Source organism: Yersinia sp. KBS0713 (assembly GCF_005937895.2).
GTDB classification, from domain to species: Bacteria; Pseudomonadota; Gammaproteobacteria; order Enterobacterales; family Enterobacteriaceae; genus Yersinia; species Yersinia bercovieri.
On the sequence record NZ_CP042173.1, the window covers coordinates 1,317,670 to 1,334,489 of the forward strand.

Consider the following 16,820-nt stretch of genomic DNA (forward strand, 5'->3'; position numbering starts at 1 on the left):
GCCAAAATTTAGGCTTTCCTCCGCGCTGCTCTGCCGGGGAAGCGACGGCGAACCAGGACAAAGAACAGCGGCACAAAGAATATCGCCAATACAGTGGCGGAGATCATCCCGCCCATCACCCCGGTTCCTACCGCATGTTGGCTACCGGAGCCGGCCCCCTGACTGACCGCCATTGGCAACACACCAAAAATAAACGCCAGTGAGGTCATCAGAATGGGCCGCAGCCGCTGGCGTGACGCCTCCAGTGTGGCCTCCACCAGATCTTTGCCTTTGTTGTTCAATTCACTGGCAAATTCGACAATCAAAATGGCGTTTTTGGCCGATAGCCCGATGATGGTCAGCAGTCCAACCTGGAAATAGACGTCATTCTCTAACCCACGCATCCAGGTGGCGGCAACCGCGCCAATCACCCCGAGCGGCACCACCAGCATTACGGAGAAAGGTATTGACCAACTCTCATACAGTGCCGCCAGACACAAGAACACGACCAGCAGCGAAATAGCATAGAGGGCCGGGGCTTGCGAGCCAGATAGCCGCTCCTGATAGGACATGCCGGTCCACTCCAGACCAAAACCATTTGGCAGTTGTTTAACCAGATCCTCCATCACATTCATCGCGGTGCCGGTACTGACCCCCGGCGCGGCCTCGCCGACAATCTCCAGCGCCGAGTACCCGTTGTAGCGCTCTAGTCGTGGTGAACCATATTCCCAGCGAGTGGTAGAGAATGCGGAGAAGGGCACCATGCCGCCGCTCTTATTACGCACATACCACTTATTGACATCTTCCGGCAGCATACGAGCGGTGGCCTCAGACTGCACATAGACCTTTTTCACCCGCCCGCGATCAACAAAGTCGTTAACGTAGGTCGAACCCCAGGCGGTTTTCAGCGTGTTGTTGATATCATCCAGTGAGACCCCCAGCGCTTGTGCTTTGCGCTGATCAATATCTATCTGCAACTGCGGGCTATCATCCAACCCGTTATGCCGCACCCGTGTCAGGGCCGGGTCTTGGGACGCCATCTGCAACAGTTGGTCACGGGCCGCCATCAGCTTATCGTGGCCTAAACCGCCGTGATCTTGCAGCTCCATATCAAAACCGGAGGAGCCACCTAAACCTGAAATGGCCGGTGGACTACTGACTGACACTTTGGCCTCGGTTATCTTATTAAAGGCTTTGGTCGCGCGCTCAATAATGGCAAAGGAGGAGTCATGACTGCTTTTTCGCAGCTCCCAATCAGAGAGCCGAATGAATAACCGCGCCACGTTTTGACCATTACCGCCGGGGCCGGAGCCCACGGTGGCAAACACCGACAGCACGCTCTCTTTCTCGGCCGTCAGGAAGTAGTCCTCCACTTTCTCGACCACTTTCAGTGTCTGTTGCTGGGTGGAACCCACAGGAAGCTGGACTTGTGCCATAAAGACCCCGCGATCTTCCAGTGGTAAAAATGAGGTCGGTAATTTTACGAACAATAGCGCCAGCCCGCCTAGCAGCAGTACATAGAGCAGCATATAGCGCAGACTGTGGTGCAACACCTGCGCCACGCCCCGCTCGTAACGATGAGCATTGCGATCAAACATGCGGTTGAACCAGCCGAAGAAGCCGCGTTTGCCGTGATGATGCCCCGGCTTAATTGGCTTGAGCATGGTAGCGCAAAGTGCCGGTGTCAGAATCAGCGCGACCAGCACTGAGAGCACCATGGCAGAGACGATGGTGATGGAGAACTGACGGTAGATGGCCCCAGTAGTTCCGCCGAAGAATGCCATCGGAATAAATACCGCTGATAGCACCAGTGCAATCCCCACCAGTGCGCCCTGAATCTGCCCCATGGATTTGCGCGTCGCTTCCCGGGGGTCTAATCCCTCTTCGCTCATGACGCGCTCGACGTTCTCCACCACCACGATGGCATCATCAACCAATAGCCCGATGGCGAGCACGATGGCAAATAGGGTTAAGGTATTAATACTAAAACCAAATACCGATAGGATAGCGAAGGTTCCCAGCAGCACCACTGGCACGGCGATGGTCGGGATCAGGGTGGCGCGGAAATTTTGCAAGAACAGATACATCACCAGGAACACCAGCAAAATGGCTTCCAATAGTGTTTTGACCACATCCTTGATTGAGGCTTTGACGAAGGGGGTGGTTTCATAAGCGATTTTGGCCTCAAGGCCATGGGGGAAGAAGGGCGCGAGTTCGGCCAACCGGGCTTTTACCAGTGCATCGGTTTGCAGCTCATTGGCACCAGAGGCCAGTTTGACACTCATCCCCGACGCGGCTTGCCCGTTAAAACGGCTCAGATAGTCATACTTCTCGGCCCCCATCTCAATCTTTGCCACATCGCCCAAAGTGACCAGTGAACCATCCTGGTTGACTCGTAGTGTAATTTCCCTGAATTGTTCAGGTGTTTGCAATTGAGATTGCGCATTAATTGTGGCATTCAATGCCTGATTATCAACCGAAGGTGTCCCGCCCAATTGTCCGACGGCTATCTGGCTATTTTGCGACTGGATAGCGGTGACAATATCCTGCGTAGTGAGTTGATAATTATTGAGTTTGTTAGGATCGAGCCAGATCCGCATCGCGTATTGCGAACCGAAAGCATCAATACTGCCGACCCCTTCGATTCGGCTAAGGGGGTCTTGCAGATTACTGGCAACATAGTCGGCAATATCTTGCTTATCCATGCTGCCATCGGTGGAAACAAAGGCCACCATCATCAGTGTGCTATCACCGGATTTTGAGACTGAAACCCCTTGCTGCTGTACATCCTGAGGCAGTTTTTTGATGGCAGATTGCAACTGGTTTTGAACCTGTTGCATAGCTTCGTTAGGGTTGGTGCCAGCCTGGAAAGTTAAGGTTATCGAGGCACTACCGGAGTTGCTGCTCTGTGATGACATATACAGCAGATTATCCAGCCCGGTCATACTTTGCTCAATGACCTGCGTGACAGTGTTTTCCAGGGTTTGCGCCGAGGCACCGGGGTAGGAGGCACTGATGCGCACAGTCGGCGGAGCCAGATTGGGGTATTGCTCAATCGGCAGTGTTGAGATTGCCAATGCCCCAGTGAGACACATAATTATCGCCAATACCCAGGCAAATATCGGGCGGTCGATGAAAAAGTTTGCCATGCAGTGCCAGCCTCTATAGAAAAAATGATTTGCCGCAAAATCTACACTGCACTCTACGCGGGAAAGCTAAAGGAAACGTGAAGAAAATAAGGAGAACCTGTAAAAAAACCTCGATAAAGCTGAGTTAATTCACCTTGATACAGAAAAGAGTGATAAACAGGTGTTTTTTCGGGTATCAAGTAGACTGAATAGCAGTCACTCAACATAGGAATGTGTATGGAACTCAATCCGGTATTTGCCCGTCGTCTCTATCTGTGCTGGCTTATTAGTCGTGGTGACTCGCTGAACGTGCCGCGCTTGATGGAATTAACTGGCTGGCCACGGCGAACGTTGCAGGATGTCTTAAAAGCACTGCCCGGTTTGGGCGTCACGCTAACATTTGTACAGCAGGGTGTGCGCAATAACGCGGGCTATTACCAGTTAGATAGCTGGGGGCCACTGAATAAAAAATGGATATACGATAACCATGATTTGATCTTAGCGGCCATTGAATAGCCTCGCGGCTAGAAAAGTTGGCTGATAATTAACCTGCTGGGCGGCTGCTAATATTTCTTATTTTCCAAAAACATGATGGTTGCCGCCACACGCGAACGCACATTCAACTTACGCAATAAATTACGGATATGCACTTTCACGGTCTCTTCGGAAATGTGTAATTCGAAAGCCACCTGTTTATTGGACATCCCGCGAGCCACTTCTTGCAGCACATCTAATTCGCGCTCGGTTAATTCACCGAAAGGATTAACCTGTTCGTGGCGAGAGGATAAATAGAGCGCGACTTCATCACTGAATACTTTTTCACCCTGTGCCGCCTGACGGATATTTTCTAGCAATATTTCTGGTTCGCTGTCTTTGAGCAGATAACCGTCCGCACCAGCATCAATCATGGCATACACATCGTTGCGGGCATCAGAAACCGTGAGGATAATAATTCTCGCATCGACACCTTCATTTCTTAATGCTTTCAATGTATCTAGCCCAGACATTCCTTTCATATTCAGATCGAGCAGAATGACATCCGGCTGACATTTGGTCGCTTCAATAATGGCGTCACTACCGCAGTTAGCTTCAGCGATGACATTAAAATTACTGTCTAATTCAAGTAGTTGTCTAATGCCTCGGCGCATTAATGGATGATCATCAACGATCATAATGGTGTGACTTTTGGTCATAATAAGTAATGTCCCTGTAACCGAAAAAACGGTTATACCGTTATTAACGTGAAACCGCAGGGGTTAGCGATGTGGATTCACCCGGCTCAGTTAATCGAAATGAGCTTATCGGGGGATGTTCGTTTGCTGCCCTACCTACAATTCCAATGACTTTAGGTATAAATATCTGCTGTAAAATATGAATTATTTTTTGGTCACTAATTAGGCTAAACATGTTAACAATCATAGTTAGTTGACCTATGATTTAAGTGTACCGCACTCTTCCCCTATCTCCTGCGGTAATTCTCCTTCGTAGTATAAGGGGGTTCTGATTGGAACTCTATTCTTTACCCACAAGGAAGGGAAGAGTGTTTTAAAACAGCAGTCAAATTCATTTAACCGCTGCATTTTGTCTTAAGAAATAATTACCAAAGTATTATCTTGATTTGATAGCTATTCTCATTAAACAAATCGTTATATAAAAAAACTAATAACGCAAATAGATTTAACCACGACAAATCAGGTAAATAACCACTAAATTAATTGATCCTGCTCAATATCTCCCACTGATTAACCCTAAAGAGTAATTATTTTATTACTCATTATTCTGTATTTAGTACCTAAACACTGGGGAATCTCTTTCATTAATATAAATAAGAATAATTATCATTATCCCGAGATGAATCCTTGGGCGCTAAATGAACTATCTCTCTTGCACTCGCGGGCGCGCCAGCAGGTATTAAGGATATCAGCATGACTGATTTATCGCGGCGTAAATTACTGACCGGCCTTTGGCGAGCGGATAGGCAACACTCCTCTGTTATACGCCCCCCCTGGTCGGTGATGGAGGCTGATTTTATTGCGGGTTGTACCCGATGCCATGCCTGTGTTGCCGCCTGTGAAACCGGCGTATTGATCGCGGGCAGTGGTGGATTCCCCGAAATAGATTTTCAGCGTGCCGAATGCAGCTTTTGCCAGGCCTGCGTGCGGGCATGTGAAGCCGATGTTTTTACCGCAACAGAACGGGCAGCCTGGTCACTTAACATCAACATATCAGACCGCTGTTTGCCTTTTCACAATATTGAGTGCCGTAGTTGTCAGGATAGCTGTGAAACGCGAGCGATTAAGTTCCGCCCGCGCTTGAATGGCATTGCTCAGCCCGAATTAGATTTACCAGCCTGTACTGGCTGCGGTGCCTGTGTGCCCGGCTGCCCAGTTCAAGCCGTAACCCTCACCCGGAGTGATGATGGACAATAAAGAGTGGCATGTCTGCGGATTGGTATTGCAAGCCAAACCGGCGCGATTTGCGCAATTGATTGACAGCTTGCTGGCGATCCCGGGCACTGAAATACCCACCAGTGATGCCGCGCAAGGCAAACTGGTGGTGGTCATGCAGGCGGCGCGCTCAGACGTGCTCCTGAATTATATTGAGTCAGCACGTAATCTGGATGGTGTGCTGGCTGTATCGCTGGTGTATCACCAGCAGGATAGCCAAGGTGAGGAAATGCCATGAAACTCAGTCGCCGGGATTTTATGAAGGCCAATGCTGCGGTTGCCGCAGCTGCCGCAGCCGGATTGACCATACCCACAGTCGCTAAGGCTGTGGTGGGTGAGACATCAAACGCAATAAAGTGGGATAAAGCACCTTGCCGATTCTGCGGTACTGGCTGCGGTGTTTTGGTCGGCACGCAAAATGGTCGCATCGTGGCATCGCAAGGTGATCCGGACTCACCGGTCAACCGTGGGTTGAACTGCGTGAAAGGCTATTTCCTGCCAAAAATCATGTACGGCAAAGACCGTCTGACCCAGCCGCTGCTGCGGATGAAAGAGGGGCAGTATGATAAAGAGGGCGATTTCACCCCAATCAGTTGGGAAAAAGCCTTTGATATCATGGAGCTGAAATTCAAAAATGCGTTGAAAGAGAAAGGCCCGACGGCTGTTGGCATGTTTGGCTCCGGCCAATGGACGGTGTGGGAGGGCTACGCCGCCTCGAAATTACTGAAAGCGGGCTTCCGCTCCAACAACCTTGACCCCAATGCCCGCCACTGTATGGCCTCTTCCGTGGTGGGCTTTATGCGCACCTTCGGCATGGATGAGCCAATGGGTTGCTACGATGATATTGAAGAAGCAGATGCTTTCGTGCTCTGGGGCTCCAATATGGCGGAGATGCACCCGGTTTTATGGTCACGCATGACCAGCCGCCGCCTGACCAATGAAAATGTCCGAATTGCCGTCCTCTCGACCTATGAGCACCGCAGCTTTGAACTGGCTGATAACCCGATGGTCTTCACCCCGCAGACCGATCTGGCGATCATGAATTACATCGCCAATTACATCATCCAAAACAATGCTGTTGATCAGGGCTTCCTTGACCGCCATGTGAATTTCCGTCGTGGTGCCACTGATATTGGCTATGGTTTACGACCAACCCATCCACTGGAAAAAGCGGCGAAAAATCCGGGTAGCGATGCTTCTGAGCCAATGAGTTTTGATGATTTCAAAGCTTTCGTCGCCGAATATACAGTCGAAAAAGCCGCTAAAATGAGCGGCGTGCCGGAAGACCAATTGGAGTCACTGGCGCAGCTGTATGCTGATCCGAAAGTGAAACTGGTCTCCTACTGGACGATGGGCTTCAACCAGCACACCCGTGGTGTCTGGGCCAACAACATGTGCTACAACCTGCATCTGTTAACCGGCAAGATCTCCAAACCGGGTTCTGGCCCCTTCTCCCTGACCGGCCAGCCATCGGCTTGCGGCACCGCACGTGAAGTAGGGACCTTCTCCCACCGCTTGCCCGCAGACATGGTGGTGACCAACGAAAAACATCGCCAGATTGCCGAAACCAAATGGCAACTGCCTGCCGGGACTATCCCCGAAAAAGTGGGCCTACATGCGGTAGCACAAGACCGGGCGCTGAAAGATGGCACCCTCAATGCCTACTGGGTGATGTGCAATAACAACATGCAGGCTGGCCCGAATATCAACGAAGATCGTATGCCAGGCTGGCGTGATCCGCGCAACTTTATTGTGGTGTCTGACCCCTATCCGACCATCAGTGCACTGTCGGCTGACCTTATCTTGCCGACGGCGATGTGGGTCGAGAAAGAGGGCGCTTATGGTAATGCCGAACGCCGCACTCAGTTCTGGCGTCAGCAAGTCCCGGCACCGGGCGAAGCAAAATCTGATTTGTGGCAGATGGTTGAGTTCGCCAAACGCTTTAAAGTTGAAGAGGTGTGGCCGGCTGAGCTGGTTAACAAGAAGCCGGAATATCGCGGTAAAACGCTGTATGAGGTGCTGTTTGCCAACGATGTGGTGAGCAAATACCCGCTGAGTGAAATCCCCGCCGATCAACTGAATGACGAAGCGCGCGATTTCGGTTTCTACATCCAGAAAGGGCTATTTGAGGAGTATGCCGATTTTGGTCGCGGTCACGGCCACGATTTAGCCCCATTCGATCGTTATCACCAAGAGCGCGGTCTGCGCTGGCCGGTAGTCAATGGTAAAGAGACACTTTGGCGCTACCGCGAAGGTTTCGATCCCTTCGTGCCGAAAGGCGAGGAGGTGCGCTTCTATGGCAAACCGGATGGTAAAGCGGTGATCTTTGCCCTGCCTTACGAACCCGCCGCTGAAAGCCCGGATGAAGAGTATGACCTGTGGCTCTCTACCGGCCGGGTGCTGGAGCACTGGCATACCGGTTCCATGACCCGCCGCGTACCTGAGTTACACCGCGCCTTCCCTGAAGCGGTGCTATTCATTCACCCACTGGATGCCAAAAAGCGTGGTTTACACCGTGGCGACAAGGTGAAAGTGATTTCACGCCGTGGTGAACTTATCTCCCTGGTGGAGACCCGAGGCCGCAACCGCCCACCAGAAGGGCTGGTGTATATGCCGTTCTTCGATGCGGCACAACTGGTGAATAACCTGACGCTGGATGCCACCGATCCACTATCCAAAGAGACAGACTTCAAGAAATGCGCAGTGAAATTGGCGCGGGTCGTGGCGTGATTTAGTGGAGTGGCGTGATGTAGTGGAGTGATACGGCTGCTCGCCCAAGGGCGGGCTATGCCACTCACTTATCAAAATCATCCAGGGATGCTCAGGAAAAGAGTGTCTTTCAGGAGGAAATAATGAATAGCACAATGTTTAAATCACTAAACCGCCGATTTTTGGCAATCATATCGCTGCTGGCGGTACTGGTGGTCACCGGCGCGGTCAATGCGGCCAACAATGTTGAAATGGACTTAAGCCAATCACCGGAGGTCTCAGGGAGTGCGGCAGGCAAGGTGACAATGCCGAGACAGCAACAGCGGATGGCGCTGAACTATGTTAACCAGCCGCCAATGGTCCCCCATAGTGTGGATGGTTATCAAATCAGCAAAAATACCAACCGCTGCCTGCAATGCCACGGCGTTGAGCACTATCGAACCACCGGCGCACCACGGGTTAGCCCGACCCACTTTATTGACCGCGATGGTCGAGTGTCGAGTGAAGTCTCGCCACGTCGCTATTTCTGCCTGCAATGCCATGTGCCACAAACCGATGCCGCACCTATTGTCGGTAACAGCTTCCAACCAGCCCCTGGCTTTGGTCAATAACCCAGGTGCTACTGTGAGATTCGTGATGAGAGAGGCCAGTGATGAGTGAAACTAAAAAGCCCGGTGTGATCCGACGGATATGGCAGTGGTGGCGTCGGCCAAGCCGACTGGCGCTAGGGACTTTACTGCTGATTGGCTTTGTCAGTGGCATCATTTTCTGGGGCGGTTTTAATACCGGCATGGAGATGGCGAATACCGAAAAATTCTGTATTAGCTGCCATGAAATGAAAGATAACGTCTATCAGGAGTACATGGGAACCATCCACTACAGCAACCGCAGTGGTGTAAAGGCGACCTGCCCTGATTGTCACGTGCCCCATGAGTGGGGGCCAAAAATGGTGCGCAAGATCAAGGCCAGTAAAGAGCTGTATGCCAAGACCATTGGCTTGATCAATACGCCGCAGAAGTTTGAGGCCCATCGTCTGGCCATGGCCGAAAATGAGTGGGCGCGCATGAAAGCCAATGGTTCGCAAGAGTGCCGAAATTGCCATAATTTCGACAATATGGATTTCACCGCGCAAAAAACTGTGGCGGCGAAGATGCACAGTAAAGCCATCACTGAAGGCAAGAGCTGTATCGACTGCCATAAAGGCATTGCCCATAAGTTGCCGGATATGAAGGATGTCCCAACCGGGTTTTAATCCTGACGCCGTCGGTATCAATAAAATAGTGGTTAGATGCCTTGTGGACGTAGTGTCGACAAGGCATTTTTTATTGCAATATTAAGCTGCATCTCACATAATGAGACCTGTTAACAGGTCTTTTGAGGTGTTTATGCCAAGTGTGATTTTGACTGATACCAGCGCCAGTGTGAGTGAACTGAAGAAAAATCCAATGGCAACGGTCAATGCTGGCGCGGGATTTCCTGTTGCCATTCTCAACCGCAATCAACCCGCTTTCTATTGCGTCCCCGCCGAACTTTACGAACAAATAATGGATGCACTCGATGATCATGAGCTAGCAAAACTGGTCAATGAGCGCCGTAATCAATCGTTGCATGATATCGATCTGGACAGCTATTTATGATTTATCCCGTTAAATTCAGAGAAGAAGCGCTAAAGGAGTGGCACAAACTGGATAAGACGATACAGCAGCAGTTTGCCAAGAAATTAAAAAAATGCAGCGATAATCCGCATACTGAAAGCGCAAGACTGCGCAGCATGAAAAATTGCTACAAAATTAAATTACGATCTTCTGGATTTAGATTAGTGTATGAAGTTATCGATGATATTTTGATTATTGCAGTGGTTGCCGTAGGAAAAAGAGAGCGCAATGAAGTTTATCAACTTGCAAGTGATAGATTACGCTAAATCCTTCGACTTCGACGTTGCAGGAGTGGCCTGTTCACCGCTCTCCCCGTTATAAGGCTGCTACACGCAGCATTCAAATCTGTTTCCGGCAGATTTGTCACCGGAATAACTTCCACGTTTTTGCCGCGATAAAAGAAGGGCGTTATGTCAGTTAAAATTGAAAATATTCAGTGTGAAGTGTTATCCAAAAATTGGTTTAAATTACATAAATATACCTTTGATTTAAAAGCTGATGATGGCACCACAGTGCAACAGATTCGTGAAGTCTATGACCGGGGTAATGGCGCGACCATTCTGCTGTATAACCGTGAAAAGGGCACAGTAGTACTGATAAACCAATTCCGTATGCCCACCTATGTTAATGGTAATCCTACTGGCATGTTATTAGAGACCTGCGCAGGGTTATTGGATAATGACTCACCGGAAGAGTGTATTCGCCGTGAAGCCATGGAGGAGACCGGGTATCAGATTGATAAAGTGCAAAAGTTGTTTGAAGCCTATATGTCACCGGGTGGCGTGACTGAAATTATCTATTTCTTTGCTGCGCAATATCATGCGGATCAGAAAGTCACTGATAATGTTGGTGTAGAAGATGAGGTGATTGATGTGGTTGAACTACCCTTCAGCGAGGCGCTGGCGATGATTGCCGATGGTCGGATTAAAGATGGCAAAACTATCATGCTGTTACAATATGCCCAAATCCAGGGCTTTTTTAACTAATATTATTCCTACCTGTACCACCGCGATACTTTTACTGCCGCTACCTGAGCGGCATTTAATTTCGCCATTATTGATAATCCCTTCTGATTGATAAGCAAATTCCCTGATTGATACAAAAATGTTATGCAGAGTATGCCCTGGTTCATAGATTGTGGTGATTCACTCACTATACTGGTTCAGCTGTTACCTCAAAACAAAAAAGCAAAGGGAACCTACAATGGACGAACAATTGAAACAGAGTGCGCTTGATTTTCACCAATTCCCCACCCCAGGGAAAATTCAGGTGTCGCCAACCAAACCGCTAGCAACCCAACGGGATTTGGCGCTGGCTTACTCTCCCGGTGTTGCGGCCCCCTGTTTGGAAATTGCAGCTGATCCTGCGGCAGCCTACAAATATACGGCGCGTGGCAACCTGGTCGCGGTTATTTCCAACGGCACCGCAGTTCTTGGGCTGGGTAATATCGGCGCATTAGCCGGTAAACCGGTAATGGAAGGTAAGGGCGTTCTGTTTAAAAAATTCTCGGGTATTGATGTATTTGATATTGAGGTGGATGAACTCGACCCGGACAAATTAATTGATATTATCGCCTCACTGGAGCCGACCTTCGGTGGCATCAATCTGGAGGATATTAAAGCGCCGGAATGTTTTTATATTGAGCAGAAATTACGCGAGCGCATGAAGATCCCGGTATTCCATGACGATCAGCATGGCACTGCTATTATCTGTACTGCCGCAGTGCTCAATGGCTTGCGAGTGGTGAAAAAAGATATTAGTGATGTGAAACTGGTGGTGTCCGGCGCCGGCGCGGCATCCATTGCCTGCTTAAATCTGCTGGTGGCGCTGGGATTAAAGCATCACAACATCACGGTTTGTGATTCCAAAGGCGTGATTTATAAGGGCCGCGAAGCCAATATGGCTGAAACCAAAGCGGCTTACGCCATTGATGACCATGGTCAGCGCACACTGGGCGACGCCATGCCGGGTGCGGACATCTTCCTCGGCTGTTCCGGCCCGGGCGTGTTAAGCCAAGAGATGGTGAAAACCATGGCTCCTAGCCCGCTGATTCTGGCGCTGGCGAACCCAGAGCCTGAGATCTTGCCGCCACTGGCTAAAGCGGTGCGCCCGGATGCGATTATCTGTACTGGCCGCTCGGACTACCCGAATCAGGTCAATAACGTACTCTGCTTCCCATTCATCTTCCGTGGTGCGCTGGATGTGGGGGCGACCACTATTAATGAAGAGATGAAGCTGGCTTGTGTACACGCCATCGCTGATCTGGCGCTGGCTGAGCAGAGTGATGTGGTGGCGTCAGCTTATGGTGAGCAAGATCTCTCCTTCGGCCCTGAATATATTATCCCGAAACCATTCGATCCGCGTCTGATTGTCAAAATCGCGCCCGCAGTGGCTAAAGCGGCAATGGATTCTGGTGTGGCCACTCGTCCCATCACTGACTTCAATGCTTATATCGAGAAATTGACCGAATTCGTCTACAAAACCAACTTGTTTATGAAGCCTATCTTCTCGCAAGCGAAAAAAGAGATGAAGCGGGTGGTGTTGGCGGAGGGGGAAGAGGAGCGGGTGCTGCACGCCACTCAGGAGCTGATTTCCCAAGGACTGGCATACCCGATTCTTATTGGTCGCCCAACGGTGATTGAGACCCGGCTGAAGAAGTTGGGCCTGCAAATTGCCATCGGCAAAGATTTCGAAGTGGTCAATAATGAGTCTGACCCGCGCTTTAACGAGTACTGGCACGAATATTATCAAATCATGAAACGCCGTGGGGTGTCGCAGGAGCAGGCCCGCCGCGCAGTGATTGGCAACCCAACCCTGATTGGTGCCATTATGGTGCACCGAGGTGAAGCTGACGCGATGATTTGCGGCACCATCGGCACCTATCATGAACATTATGATGTGGTGGAGAAAGTGTTTGGTTTCCGTGAGGGGGCACATGTGGCGGGGGCGATGAATGCGCTGTTGCTGCCGACTGGCAACACCTTTATTGCCGATACCTATGTCAACGATGATCCGACACCAGAGCAGTTGGCGGAGATAACATTAATGGCGGCTGAAACTGTGCGCCGTTTCGGCATCGAGCCGAAAGTTGCGCTGCTATCCCATTCAAGTTTCGGCTCTTCAGATTGCCCGGCGGCGCGCAAAATGCGCCGCACATTAGCGCTGGTCAATCAGATGGCCCCTGAGCTGGAAATTGATGGTGAGATGCACGGTGATGCCGCGCTGGTGGAGAGTATCCGCCATAATCTGATGCCAGATAGTCCGCTGAAAGGGGCGGCTAACATATTGATTATGCCAAATATGGAGGCGGCACGTATCAGTTATAACCTGCTGCGCGTGACCTCGTCGGAAGGGGTGACTGTCGGGCCGGTATTGATGGGCGTGGCAAAACCGGTTCACATTCTGACGCAGATTGCGTCGGTGCGGCGAATCGTCAATATGGTGGCGTTGGCAGTCGTCGAGGCGCAAACCGAACCGCTCTAAATACTCTTCGTCCTGGGCGTTGCAGTGTTGTTAGCGGCTTTCGGTCACCCGAATCAGTTACTGATGTCAGCTCATCGGGATTACCTCAACTGCTGCCTGGCTGCAACGCCAATGACTTTGAGTATTGAACCCGCCTCGGCGGGTTTTGACTTATCGGGCCTTGCCGGCTTGCTGTAGCCACTTATCCAGCTCATTGGCAAACTGCTGGCGGTCACGCTGATTGAGGGTGTTAGGGCCACCGGTCTGAATGCCGCTGGCGCGCATAGTATCCATAAAGTCACGGATATTCAGTCGCTCACGGATGGTATCAGGAGTGTAGCGCTCCCCCCGTGGATTGAGTGCGATACCGCCTTTCTCAATCACCTCTGCCGCTAGTGGGATATCGGCGGTGATCACCAGATCATTTTTCTCAACCCGCTGCACGATTTCGTTATCGGCGACATCAAAACCGGAAGCAACCTGTAACGTGCGGATAAACTTTGATGGTGGTGTTTTTAGTGGCTGATTCGCCACCAGTGTGACCATGATGCCGGTGCGATCTGCGGCGCGAAACAGCACCTCTTTAATCACATTCGGACAGGCGTCTGCATCAACCCAAATTTGCATCAGTGCTGTTCTCCTGCAGTTAGCCACTCTTTGACCGGCAGAAAATCGCGGTACAATGCCGCTTCCGCGCTCTCAGCCGCCGGCTGATAGTTATATTCCCAGCGCACCAGTGGCGGCAGGGACATCAAAATAGACTCTGTGCGCCCACCGGTTTGTAAGCCGAACAAAGTGCCGCGATCCCAGACCAGATTGAATTCAACGTAACGGCCACGGCGATAGAGCTGGAACTGGCGTTCGCGCTCGCCCCAACTCAGTGCTTTGCGCCGCTCAACAATGGGTAAATAGGCAGCGAGGAAGCCGTCGCCCACCGCCTGAGTGAAGCGGAAACAGCTATCAAAATCGGGGCTATTCAAATCGTCAAAAAACAGGCCGCCAATGCCCCGTGCTTCGTTACGATGCTTAATATAAAAATAGTCATCGCACCATTTTTTATAGCGCGGATAGACTTGCTCACCAAAAGGCTGACACAGCTGATAGGCGGTCTGATGCCAGTGAACCGCATCCTCTTCAAAGCCATAAAATGGCGTTAAATCAAAGCCGCCACCAAACCACCACACAGGATCTTCACCCGGTTTCTCGGCGATAAAAAAGCGCACATTGGCGTGACTGGTGGGCAAATAGGGGCTGAGCGGGTGAATAACCAGTGATACGCCAAGTGCCTGAAAACTGCGGCCGGCCAATTCGGGACGATGTGCGGTGGCGGATGCCGGGAGTGTCGCACCTGAAACATGGGAAAAGTTAACCCCTGCCTGCTCAAATACCGCGCCATTAATCAATACCCGGCTGCGCCCGCCACCACCCTCTTCACGGGTCCAGTTCTCCTCTGCGAAGGTAGCGCTGCCATCGGCTGCGGCCAGAGCGACACAGATTTTATCCTGCAAATCCAGCAGATAGGTTTTGATTAGGGCGATATCGGGTAAATTCATCAGCGGGGTTCTAGTTATCGGGAAGTTTTCAGGGGCCAAGTATACCCCGATTTGACGCCATTGTTGTACTCTCGGTGTGGATTAGTGCTTATTGAGCCGGAAGCCGAACGAAATTTATCTGATTATGCTCAAATATCATTAGCACTATCACGATGGGAAATATCACTTTATTATTGGGTGATATAATATTGTGTCATAACCAGCATATCCATTTGACTCAAGGGTGCGAATATCCATGGAAATCCGCGTATTTCAGCAAAACGATTTTGAAGAGGTCATTCTGTTGTGGGAGCATTGCGACTTACTGCGGCCCTGGAACGATCCAGAAATGGATATTGAGCGTAAGCTGAACCATGATCCCGAACTGTTTTTAGTCGCAGAGGTCAGCGGCGCGATTGTCGGCTCAGTGATGGGCGGTTATGACGGCCACCGTGGCTCGGCCTATTATCTCGGGGTCCATCCCGATTTCCGTGGCCGTGGCTTTGCCAATGCGCTGATCAGCCGCCTGGAAAAGAAACTCATCGCCCGCGGCTGCCCGAAGCTGAATATCATGGTGCGCGAAGACAATGACGCAGTGATCGGCATGTATGAAAAACTCGATTACGAAACCCAAGACAGCATCATGCTGGGTAAACGGCTGATTGTGGATCAAGAGTATTGAGGGGTAGTTGGCGTAATCAGAATAAACTTTCCCTCAGCAGATGAGGGAAAGTGGGTATTGAATTTTTTATTATTAATGGGTCGTAGCTATGGTTGGAAGATTGCCAGTATCAAAAGGTGGAACCTCACACTGCACTCCAGAGCTCTGCATCTGATCGCTGAATTCAGATATATATTCAGCCATTACATCGTATGGATACCCTTCTGGGTTAATACATTCCGACTCGTTATTTGTATAGTCAAAATAATCATCAAGAGAATTAACCTGGAGGGAGTTGGTTTTATTAGAGGTGATGAATTTTTTTGAGTCATATGTCACATTTTCAATAATCATCTCTTTAATACCAGTCATTTGATTATCAACTATATGATTATTCAAATCATGAAGCAGATTTTTATAATTAGAAAATGCCTTTTTTTCCGCATTAAGGCGATCTATTTTTTTGCTGTCAATATTATTATTAATATCATGTAACAGCTTGTTGTAATTAGTGATTTCATCTTTCATTGCATTAAGATTATCTATTTTTTCGTTCTGCTTGGAAATCAAGATTCTAATTTTAATATCCACTACCTCAATGACATTATTGATTTTATGTAAAATTAATTCGGTGGGGATATCTCCCTCGTTATAATTTTGGTAAAGTATTTGATGAGTAAAATTAGAGTCGTTAATTACCTTATTATAATGTTTGTTTGCTGTTATGGCATCTCTATATATATCTCCATCTCCATCTATGGTTAGGTCATAATTATTGAAAAGTGCGTGTTCTATCTCATCGGCAGCTTCCTGTAAATTGGCTAATGCTTGGTTATATCCAGCATAACCAGCGTTAGAAAACGTCACTTTATGGCCAGATTCTTTATCTAGTAGATAGCTACAATTCTCTCCGGGGATGTATACTAAATTCTCTTTTTTGCTGTTCTTGAAAGTTAAGGTGGCAGTGCCGTCAGCATTACTAATAATATAATTTCTTTGCCTTAAATCTACCTCAAATTTATTATTTTCTAACTTGCCCTCTAATTCTATTGTTTCTGATTTGGTGTTTATTGAATAGTGGTCGTTATTTATCATTGCGTTTTTCCTTATTTATTTTTTATTTGTATAAATTATTATCTCAGGCGATTTATCTTGGTATGCCTGATAAATTTAATCATAGTGTTATTTTAATTGGCTTTAAATAAACAAATAATAAACATTTCTTCACAGTAAATATATTAAATATA

16 protein-coding genes are annotated in these 16,820 nt (G+C 49.3%); 11 read left to right on the forward strand and 5 right to left on the reverse strand.

Annotated elements, in window-relative coordinates:
• Positions 1–8 precede the first annotated feature (8 nt).
• Positions 9–3,128 carry a multidrug efflux RND transporter permease AcrD gene (gene acrD, locus FFE93_RS06090; protein ID WP_138774913.1) on the reverse strand — a complete coding sequence of 1,040 codons (3,120 nt, stop codon included), beginning with the start codon at positions 3,126–3,128 and terminating at the stop codon, positions 9–11.
• A gap of 216 nt (positions 3,129–3,344) precedes the next feature.
• Here acrD and FFE93_RS06095 point away from each other — a divergent pair, with 216 nt between their 5' ends.
• Positions 3,345–3,623 (forward strand): helix-turn-helix domain-containing protein, encoded by a 279-nt coding sequence (locus tag FFE93_RS06095; RefSeq protein ID WP_049600751.1) that lies wholly within the window; start codon positions 3,345–3,347, stop codon positions 3,621–3,623.
• Positions 3,624–3,670: 47 nt separating this feature from the next.
• Here the strand turns inward: FFE93_RS06095 and FFE93_RS06100 are convergent, their stop codons facing one another.
• Positions 3,671–4,300, reverse strand: coding sequence for a response regulator (locus tag FFE93_RS06100; protein ID WP_005273360.1), 630 nt, complete (start codon positions 4,298–4,300; stop codon positions 3,671–3,673).
• Positions 4,301–5,032: 732 nt separating this feature from the next.
• Here FFE93_RS06100 and napF point away from each other — a divergent pair.
• The 9 genes from napF to maeB all read left to right on the forward strand — a co-directional run bounded on the left by napF (position 5,033) and on the right by maeB (position 13,401).
• Entirely contained in the window at positions 5,033–5,536 is a 504-nt protein-coding gene (napF, locus tag FFE93_RS06105) for a ferredoxin-type protein NapF (protein ID WP_005273362.1), read from the forward strand.
• Complete coding sequence (napD, locus tag FFE93_RS06110) at positions 5,526–5,792, forward strand: chaperone NapD (RefSeq protein WP_032897496.1); 267 nt, start codon at positions 5,526–5,528, stop codon at positions 5,790–5,792. The genes napF and napD overlap by 11 nt, the downstream gene beginning before the upstream one ends.
• Positions 5,789–8,284 carry a nitrate reductase catalytic subunit NapA gene (gene napA, locus FFE93_RS06115; protein WP_032897499.1) on the forward strand — a complete coding sequence of 832 codons (2,496 nt, stop codon included), beginning with the start codon at positions 5,789–5,791 and terminating at the stop codon, positions 8,282–8,284. The genes napD and napA overlap by 4 nt, the downstream gene beginning before the upstream one ends.
• Before the next feature lie 122 nt (positions 8,285–8,406).
• Positions 8,407–8,874, forward strand: coding sequence for a nitrate reductase cytochrome c-type subunit (gene napB, locus FFE93_RS06120; RefSeq protein WP_032897502.1), 468 nt, complete (start codon positions 8,407–8,409; stop codon positions 8,872–8,874).
• Positions 8,875–8,915: 41 nt separating this feature from the next.
• Positions 8,916–9,515 carry a cytochrome c-type protein NapC gene (gene napC / locus FFE93_RS06125; protein ID WP_032897505.1) on the forward strand — a complete coding sequence of 200 codons (600 nt, stop codon included), beginning with the start codon at positions 8,916–8,918 and terminating at the stop codon, positions 9,513–9,515.
• Between the two features lie 133 nt (positions 9,516–9,648).
• Positions 9,649–9,900: a type II toxin-antitoxin system Phd/YefM family antitoxin gene (locus FFE93_RS06130; RefSeq protein ID WP_032897508.1), complete on the forward strand. Its 252-nt coding sequence runs from the start codon at positions 9,649–9,651 to the stop codon at positions 9,898–9,900.
• Entirely contained in the window at positions 9,897–10,184 is a 288-nt protein-coding gene (locus FFE93_RS06135) for a type II toxin-antitoxin system RelE family toxin (RefSeq protein ID WP_138774914.1), read from the forward strand. The genes FFE93_RS06130 and FFE93_RS06135 overlap by 4 nt, the downstream gene beginning before the upstream one ends.
• Before the next feature lie 144 nt (positions 10,185–10,328).
• The gene (gene nudK / locus FFE93_RS06140) at positions 10,329–10,904 is read left to right on the forward strand and encodes a GDP-mannose pyrophosphatase NudK (RefSeq protein ID WP_005273377.1); all 576 of its coding nucleotides are present in this window, start codon (positions 10,329–10,331) and stop codon (positions 10,902–10,904) included.
• 217 nt (positions 10,905–11,121) lie between these two features.
• The gene (gene maeB, locus FFE93_RS06145; protein ID WP_005273379.1) at positions 11,122–13,401 is read left to right on the forward strand and encodes an NADP-dependent oxaloacetate-decarboxylating malate dehydrogenase; all 2,280 of its coding nucleotides are present in this window, start codon (positions 11,122–11,124) and stop codon (positions 13,399–13,401) included.
• 150 nt (positions 13,402–13,551) lie between these two features.
• Here the strand turns inward: maeB and FFE93_RS06150 are convergent, their stop codons facing one another.
• Entirely contained in the window at positions 13,552–14,007 is a 456-nt protein-coding gene (locus tag FFE93_RS06150; protein ID WP_032897515.1) for a YaiI/YqxD family protein, read from the reverse strand.
• Positions 14,007–14,933 (reverse strand): oxygen-dependent coproporphyrinogen oxidase, encoded by a 927-nt coding sequence (hemF, locus tag FFE93_RS06155; RefSeq protein ID WP_005273381.1) that lies wholly within the window; start codon positions 14,931–14,933, stop codon positions 14,007–14,009. Before hemF ends, FFE93_RS06150 begins: the two co-directional genes overlap by 1 nt.
• A 235-nt stretch (positions 14,934–15,168) precedes the next feature.
• On the opposite strand from hemF, the gene FFE93_RS06160 reads away from it, so the two are divergent.
• The gene (locus tag FFE93_RS06160; RefSeq protein WP_049600761.1) at positions 15,169–15,594 is read left to right on the forward strand and encodes a GNAT family acetyltransferase; all 426 of its coding nucleotides are present in this window, start codon (positions 15,169–15,171) and stop codon (positions 15,592–15,594) included.
• Positions 15,595–15,666: 72 nt separating this feature from the next.
• Here the strand turns inward: FFE93_RS06160 and FFE93_RS06165 are convergent, their stop codons facing one another.
• Complete coding sequence (locus FFE93_RS06165) at positions 15,667–16,668, reverse strand: hypothetical protein (protein WP_138774915.1); 1,002 nt, start codon at positions 16,666–16,668, stop codon at positions 15,667–15,669.
• Positions 16,669–16,820 lie beyond the last annotated feature (152 nt).

Bases quoted from the DNA above. Each gene is read 5' to 3' on its own strand.
- napC (WP_032897505.1), top strand. From the start codon at position 8,916: ATGAGTGAAACTAAAAAGCCCGGTGTGATCCGACGGATATGGCAGTGG.
- napB (WP_032897502.1), top strand. From the start codon at position 8,407: ATGAATAGCACAATGTTTAAATCACTAAACCGCCGATTTTTGGCAATC.
- nudK (WP_005273377.1), top strand. From the start codon at position 10,329: ATGTCAGTTAAAATTGAAAATATTCAGTGTGAAGTGTTATCCAAAAAT.
- FFE93_RS06100 (WP_005273360.1), bottom strand. From the start codon at position 4,300: ATGACCAAAAGTCACACCATTATGATCGTTGATGATCATCCATTAATG.
- napD (WP_032897496.1), top strand. From the start codon at position 5,526: ATGGACAATAAAGAGTGGCATGTCTGCGGATTGGTATTGCAAGCCAAA.
- FFE93_RS06165 (WP_138774915.1), bottom strand. From the start codon at position 16,668: ATGATAAATAACGACCACTATTCAATAAACACCAAATCAGAAACAATA.
- napA (WP_032897499.1), top strand. From the start codon at position 5,789: ATGAAACTCAGTCGCCGGGATTTTATGAAGGCCAATGCTGCGGTTGCC.
- napF (WP_005273362.1), top strand. From the start codon at position 5,033: ATGACTGATTTATCGCGGCGTAAATTACTGACCGGCCTTTGGCGAGCG.
- FFE93_RS06160 (WP_049600761.1), top strand. From the start codon at position 15,169: ATGGAAATCCGCGTATTTCAGCAAAACGATTTTGAAGAGGTCATTCTG.
- hemF (WP_005273381.1), bottom strand. From the start codon at position 14,933: ATGAATTTACCCGATATCGCCCTAATCAAAACCTATCTGCTGGATTTG.
- FFE93_RS06150 (WP_032897515.1), bottom strand. From the start codon at position 14,007: ATGCAAATTTGGGTTGATGCAGACGCCTGTCCGAATGTGATTAAAGAG.
- acrD (WP_138774913.1), bottom strand. From the start codon at position 3,128: ATGGCAAACTTTTTCATCGACCGCCCGATATTTGCCTGGGTATTGGCG.
- FFE93_RS06130 (WP_032897508.1), top strand. From the start codon at position 9,649: ATGCCAAGTGTGATTTTGACTGATACCAGCGCCAGTGTGAGTGAACTG.
- FFE93_RS06135 (WP_138774914.1), top strand. From the start codon at position 9,897: ATGATTTATCCCGTTAAATTCAGAGAAGAAGCGCTAAAGGAGTGGCAC.
- FFE93_RS06095 (WP_049600751.1), top strand. From the start codon at position 3,345: ATGGAACTCAATCCGGTATTTGCCCGTCGTCTCTATCTGTGCTGGCTT.
- maeB (WP_005273379.1), top strand. From the start codon at position 11,122: ATGGACGAACAATTGAAACAGAGTGCGCTTGATTTTCACCAATTCCCC.